General features: G+C 69.3%; 8 protein-coding genes. 3 read left to right on the forward strand and 5 right to left on the reverse strand.

What is annotated here, in order from left to right:
* Positions 1 to 66: 66 nt before the first annotated feature.
* Entirely contained in the window at positions 67 to 975 is a 909-nt protein-coding gene (locus HKK72_RS34740; protein ID WP_187238650.1) for an acetamidase/formamidase family protein, read from the forward strand.
* Between the two features lie 289 nt (positions 976 to 1,264).
* Here the strand turns inward: HKK72_RS34740 and HKK72_RS34745 are convergent, their stop codons facing one another.
* Both HKK72_RS34745 and HKK72_RS34750 read right to left on the reverse strand, forming a co-directional pair.
* On the reverse strand, positions 1,265 to 1,990 hold the full coding sequence (locus HKK72_RS34745) for an MFS transporter (RefSeq protein ID WP_187238651.1): 726 nt from the start codon (positions 1,988 to 1,990) through the stop codon (positions 1,265 to 1,267).
* Between the two features lie 34 nt (positions 1,991 to 2,024).
* The gene (locus HKK72_RS34750; protein ID WP_187238652.1) at positions 2,025 to 2,414 is read right to left on the reverse strand and encodes a winged helix-turn-helix transcriptional regulator; all 390 of its coding nucleotides are present in this window, start codon (positions 2,412 to 2,414) and stop codon (positions 2,025 to 2,027) included.
* A gap of 140 nt (positions 2,415 to 2,554) precedes the next feature.
* Between HKK72_RS34750 and HKK72_RS34755 the strand changes: the two genes are divergently transcribed.
* A complete protein-coding gene (locus HKK72_RS34755) occupies positions 2,555 to 3,139 on the forward strand; it encodes a YceI family protein (protein WP_187238653.1) in 585 nt (194 codons plus the stop codon).
* A gap of 94 nt (positions 3,140 to 3,233) precedes the next feature.
* Here the strand turns inward: HKK72_RS34755 and HKK72_RS34760 are convergent, their stop codons facing one another.
* From HKK72_RS34760 to HKK72_RS34770, 3 genes are all read right to left on the reverse strand, one after another.
* Positions 3,234 to 3,443 (reverse strand): DUF397 domain-containing protein, encoded by a 210-nt coding sequence (locus tag HKK72_RS34760; RefSeq protein ID WP_187238654.1) that lies wholly within the window; start codon positions 3,441 to 3,443, stop codon positions 3,234 to 3,236.
* A complete protein-coding gene (locus HKK72_RS34765; protein WP_187238655.1) occupies positions 3,440 to 4,321 on the reverse strand; it encodes a helix-turn-helix transcriptional regulator in 882 nt (293 codons plus the stop codon). The genes HKK72_RS34760 and HKK72_RS34765 overlap by 4 nt, the downstream gene beginning before the upstream one ends.
* A 230-nt stretch (positions 4,322 to 4,551) precedes the next feature.
* Complete coding sequence (locus HKK72_RS34770) at positions 4,552 to 5,523, reverse strand: helix-turn-helix domain-containing protein (protein ID WP_187238656.1); 972 nt, start codon at positions 5,521 to 5,523, stop codon at positions 4,552 to 4,554.
* Positions 5,524 to 5,594: 71 nt separating this feature from the next.
* Here HKK72_RS34770 and HKK72_RS34775 point away from each other — a divergent pair.
* The coding region (locus tag HKK72_RS34775; RefSeq protein WP_187238657.1) for a rhodanese-like domain-containing protein at positions 5,595 to 6,026 on the forward strand (432 nt) is incomplete at its 3' end.

Raw genomic sequence — 6,026 nt, forward strand, 5'->3', positions numbered from 1 at the left:
ACCTCCACCTGATCGCACCAGCGCTCGGCTCTATGATCATCGGCTATCTCTCTCCCTGGAGGACTGATGCACATCAAGCGCACCGAGACGCACACCGCGTGGGACCGTGAGCTGGCGCCGATCACGGTTCTCGCCCGCGGGGACGAGCTCACGGTCGAGACCACCGAGGCCAGTGGCGGGCAGCTGACCGCCGGCTCGGTGGCGGCCGACGTCGCCGCCCTCGACTTCGGCCGGGTCAACCCGGTGACCGGCCCCTTCCGGATCGAGGGCGCTCGCCCGGGCGACGCGCTGGTCATCGACATCATCGACGTGGCCGTCGGCACCTGGGGCTGGACCGCCTGCATTCCCGGCTTCGGCCTGCTCGCCGACGACTTCCCCGACCCGCATCTGCGCATCTCCGCCATCGCGGGCGGCCGCGCGGAGCTCCTGCCGGGCCTGTCGGTGCCCGTCGTGCCGATGATCGGGACGATCGGCGTGGCCCCGCCCGAGGCCGGACCGCACTCGATGGTGCCGCCCCGCCGCTGGGGCGGCAACCTCGACATCCGCCACATCGGTCCGGGAGCGCGGCTGATCCTTCCCGTCGGTGTGGAGGGGGCGCTGCTGTCGCTCGGTGACGCGCACGCCGCGATGGGCGACGGCGAGGTCTCCGGCACCGGTGTGGAGACCGAGGCGACCGTACGGCTCCGGGTCGACGTGCGCACCGGCGCCGCCCCCAAGACCCCGATCGTCGAGACCCACCCGCGCACGCAGCGAACGGGTGCGGCGCTGGCGACGACCGGTGTCGGCCCCGATCTCATGGCCGCCGCCGTGGACGCCACCCGCTCCCTGATCGAGGAGATCTCGAGCCGTACCGGCATGGCGCCGACAGACGCGTACCTGCTGGCCAGCGTGGCCGCCGACCTCAAGATCTCCGAGGTCGTCGACGTTCCCAACTGGGTCGTCTCGGCCCATCTCGAACTGGACCTCCTGCACTGATCGTCGGCGGCGGTCCGAGCCGCCCCCGCCGTGGTGTGGGCGAACCTCGCCGCCGGCACCTGAAGAGCCGGGACCGTGACGGCGATGAACGTCCATGGCCCCGGACCACCAGGTAGCCCGCCATGAGTCCGGTCGCCGTCGTCACCATGGATCAGCCACCTTTCAGAGTTCGCTTCGGAGTGACCGTGTTCGGCACCCTCATCGACCGGGGAGCCCTCCGGCGGCCGGACGGCGCGACAGCGAGGTGGCGCTGGGGGTGGAACGCGGCCGGATCCGTCCGCCGCCAGGGCTATTCCGAGGGCAGTGCCCGTCCGCGCGTCTCCGGCGTCAGGGCCACGCCGATCAGGCCGACCAACCCGATACACGAGGTGACGGTCGCCGCGAGGCCGAGGTCGCCTGCGAACCACGCGGTGGAGGTCACGCCCACCGCCAGAGGGCCCACTGCCGTGAGATAACGGCCCACGCTGTTGGCGAGCGCGATCCCGGTGGCCCGCATGCTGGGGCCGAAGACCTCGGGGAAATAGACGAAATTGCCGGAGAGGGCACCGAACAGGCCGAAGCCCACGACCGGCAGGACCCACAGGTAGACCGCGTAGGAGTGAGCGAAGGGATAGAGGCAGAAGATGCTGACGCCGCCGGTCATGAAACTGATCGTGAAGGCGCTCCTGCGGCCGACCCAGTCGGCGACGAACCCCCAGCTGGCGTAGCCCATGATCCCGCCGGCGTTGAACAGCATCAGGGCGACCGACACGCGGTGATCGATGGCGCCGCCGGTGAGGCCGTCCTCCGTCGCCAGTTCGCGGATGATCTGAGGCGTCCACGTGGAGACGCTCCAGAAGGAGATCAGCGAACCGGCGGCGATGAGCGTGCAGATGACCGTACGGCGCCGGATCGGCGGGGTGAGCAGTCTGGTGAGCACGAACCGGTTCTCGGCCCTGCGCAGGCCACGGGTCCTGCGCTCCCTGCGGGCCTTCCTGAGGTTCTTATACAGGACATATCGACCTGAATGTCCCATTCGGTCCTGCGGGATCGAGAGCGTGAGCTGCGGATCATCCCAGGGCTTCGGTCTCCTGGGTGCGGGCGTCGTAGGCGGTACGGGCCGCGTCGATCTCCTCCAGATGGCTCTCGGCCCAGCCGACCAGCGTTCCGACGGTGTCGAGCAGCGTACGGCCCATGTCGGTGAGCGAGTACTCCACGCGGGGAGGCACGACCGGATAGATGGTCCGGGTGACGATCCCGTCGCGCTCCAGCCCGCGGAGCGTGACGGTGAGCATGCGCTGGCTGATGCCGTCGATGTTTCGCTTGAGCTCGGTGAACCGTCTGGTGCCCTCACCGAGGTGGGCGATGACGTAGAGCGACCACTTGTCCCCGACGCGGTCGAGGATCCCACGGGCCCGGCAGTCGACGGGATGGTTCGCGATGGGATGAGGGGAACCCATGGTTCTCTCCAGGTGACCGAGGCAGTAAAAAGTGCCTTCTTGTGGACATCCAGCGAGTATCCCCAGGATGGAGGCAGTTCCTCTTCGGAACCGAACCACTTGTGGGAACTCACTTACTTTACGGAACTCAAGGAGACACCATGACGGCCGACCTTGTCGAGATCCCCGGCTATGTCGAAGGGGCCTGGGCCATCGACCCGGTCCACTCTGAGGTGGGTTTCGCCGTCCGGCACCTCATGATCAGCAAGATCCGCGGACGCTTCACGGCGTTCGCGGGCCAGATCGTCACCGCGGCGGATCCGCTGCTGTCCAGTGTCACCGCGACGATCGACCTGACCTCGGTCGACACCGCCAACGCCCAGCGCGACGACCACATCCGTTCCGCCGACTTCTTCGAGGTCGACAGATACCCGACCATGACCTATCGCTCCAGCGGGCTCCGCCGGGACGGCGACGGCTTCGTCCTCGACGGCGAACTCACCCTCAAAGGGGTGACCCGTCCGGTCCCGCTCAGGCTCCAGGCCAACGGCTTCGGCCCGGACCCGTTCGCCGCCGACCCGTTCGCCGGCGCTCGTGCGGGGTTCACCGCCACCGGAGAGATCGACCGCATGGACTTCGGCGTCACCTACAACGGACCCATACCCGGCGGCGGCATGGCCCTCGGAGACAAGGTCCAGATCTACCTCGAGATCGAGGCGGTCCTTCAGGTCCCCGGCGACTCCTGACGCGGGACGCGGCCGGAGATCCGCGACGGAGTGCTCCACCCGGAGCCATCTCACGACCTCGCGATCTCCGGCCGGCGTCGCCGATGGGCCGAGTTCAGCTCCGGCGGCGGCCTTCCGCGCCGGCACGGACGGCGCCGGTGAAGGCGGTCCATTCGGCGCGGGTGAACTCCAGGACGGGCCCGTCCCCGCATGCCTTGGAGTCGCGTACGCCGATGGCTCCGTCAGGAGCGGCGGCCACCTCGACGCACGAGCTGTCCGGGGCGCTGCGACGTGACTTGCGCCAGCCCGAGTATCTCGCGCTCATCTCTCCGCTCCTTCCTCGTCGGCGAGCCGGTCGGCCAGCTTCCCGAGAGAACTCAGGCTGTCGGCCGGTGACAGCGAAGCCTGCAGGAGGCGGTCGTAATGGCCTTCGAACCGCGCCACCTCGCCGGGATCGGTGTGCACCAGGTCGGCGGTGGCGGTGTCGACGACCGCCATCTTCGGGTCCTCGGGATCGGGGAACGTGTAGAGCGCGAACGACGACCTCGGCAAGAGGCCTGCCGTGATGCGCGCGTCGATCGGCAGCAGTCGCACCGTGAAGCGCGCCTCAGCGGACACCGTGTCGACCAGATGGCGCAGCTGGGCGCGCAGCACCGCCGGGCATACGGTCAGCCGTCGCATCACGCACTCATCGAGGACGACCTCATAGTGCGGCCCGTCCGGGTGGAAGACCGTTCGCTGCCGCTGTAGCCGTGCCTGGGCCATCCGCTCCGGGACGTATCTGATGGGCCCGTCGTGTCTGTCCAGTTCCACGAGGGCCCAGGTGAACTCCGGTGTCTGCAGGACTCCGGGGATCGCGGTCTGGTTGTACTCCTGAACGAGGGAAGCGCCGGACTCGAGGTCGGCGTAGAGGCGCTGGCGAGGCCCCATGGCGTCACCGAAGGAGTCCCACCAGCCGCGTTCGGCGGCGTCGCGGGCGATCCGCACGACCTCGTTCCACTTGTCGCCCGTGACGCCGAGGAGATCCAGGATCTTCATGATCTCGGCGAGGTCCGGGCGGATATGGGCGTTCTCGAGCCGGCTGACCTTCATGCGCGACTGGTGCAGGAGCTGGGAAAGTCGGCCGGCGGTCATGCCCTTTTCCTCGCGGAGCGTGCGCAGCTCCGTGGCGAGTCGCCGGCGCCGTACGAAAGGACTGGTCATAGGTGACCTCGCGGGGGGTTAACGTGCGGCATCCGCATGTGCAGAACAGCTGCGGAGAACTACAGCAGGTATGGGAAGAGAACGTTCCGTAGCCGTGCGTGCGAATCAAGCGGATGGCCGAGTTAGGTCACGAATCGCCGTCCTGCGTCGGAGACGTGCTGCGAAAATGGGCGGTTCCGAACCGTTCGATCGACCGGAACGCCCTCACTCGAACGGCGACGCCGACCGGTTCATTTCGTGCCGCGAGCGCGGAAGGCGCGGCGGTAGGCCGACGGTGACGTCCTCATGGCGCGGGTGAAATGGTGCCGATAGGTGACCGCGGTGTCGAAGCCGACCGTCTTGGCGATCTGCTCGATGGAGGCGTCGCTGTTCTCCAGGAGCGGCAGGCTGGCCTGGATCCGCTGGGCGAGCACCCAGCGCACGGGGCTCGTACCCGTGCAGCGGGCGAAGTGCCGCAGGTAGGTGCGCTGTGACATGCGCGCCTGGCGGGCCAGCCGTTCGACGGTGAGCGAGTCGGTGAGGTGCTCCAGCGCCCAGTCCATGCTGCGCGCGATCCGGTCGTCGCTGAGGTCTCCGGTGACCGGCGCCTCGATGAACTGCGCCTGGCCGCCGTCGCGATGCGGCTGTACGACGAGGCGCCGGGCCACCGCGTTGGCGACGCCCGCGCCGAAGTCCGTACGGACGATGTGGACGCACAGGTCGAGGCCGGCGGCGCTTCCGGCCCCGGTGAGCACGTCGCCGTCGTCGACGTAGAGGACGTCGGGGTCGACCTCGACGCGCGGATGCCGCCGGCGCAGCAGGTCCGCGTACTGCCAGTGGGTGGTGGCCCGGCGGCCGTCCAGCAGCCCCGCGGCCGCCAGGGCGAACGCGCCCGAGCAGATGGAGACGACGCGGGCGCCGCGATCGTGCGCCGTGCGCAGCGCGGCGACCACGTCCGGGTCGGGATCGCGGTGCACGTCCGCGACACCCGGGACGATGACCGTGTCGGCCGCGACGAAGCCGTCCAGACCGTGCGCGGGATGCAGGACACCGCCCCCGACGATCCGCACCGGATACGGCGCGCACACCCGCAGGTCGTACCACGTGACACCGAGTTCGGGCCGTGGCAGGCCGAAGACCTCCGTGACGATGCCGGTCTCGAAGGCGGACATGCCCTCGTAGGCGAGCACCGCCACCGTGGGGCCTCGCGTGCCGATCCGCATGGCGGGATCTTAGCGAAGGCTGTCATCCACGCCGATTTCCCCCCGCGCATCGCCGCGTGAGGATCTGTTCCATGTCGAACGTTCTCGCGACCGATCCCGCCTCGGCGGCGGCCGCCGCCGCTCATTTCGCCGCGCGTCTGTCCTTCGAGACCGACGTGAGCGACGTCCATGCCGACCTCGAATCCGGTGCGTCCGGCATCGTGGTCGTGGACTCCCGCAGCGTGGAGTCATGGCGACAGGGCCATCTGCCCCATGCCGTGCACCTGCCCACGGCCGAGATCGCCGGAAGGGCCGGTGAACTCGTCCCGGCGGGAGCGGTGGTCGTGACCTACTGCTGGGGTCCGGGCTGCAACGGGGCGACCCGGGCCGCGCTGGAGTTCGCCCGCCTCGGCTACCGCGTCAAGGAGATGATCGGCGGCTTCGAGTACTGGGTCCGTGAGGGCTTCCCGGTCCGCACGCCGAACGGCATCGCGGCCTCACCGGTGGACGAGCTGACCGCGCCG

Source organism: Actinomadura sp. HBU206391 (genome assembly GCF_014323665.1).
In the GTDB taxonomy this organism is placed as follows: Bacteria; Actinomycetota; Actinomycetes; order Streptosporangiales; family Streptosporangiaceae; genus Actinomadura_C.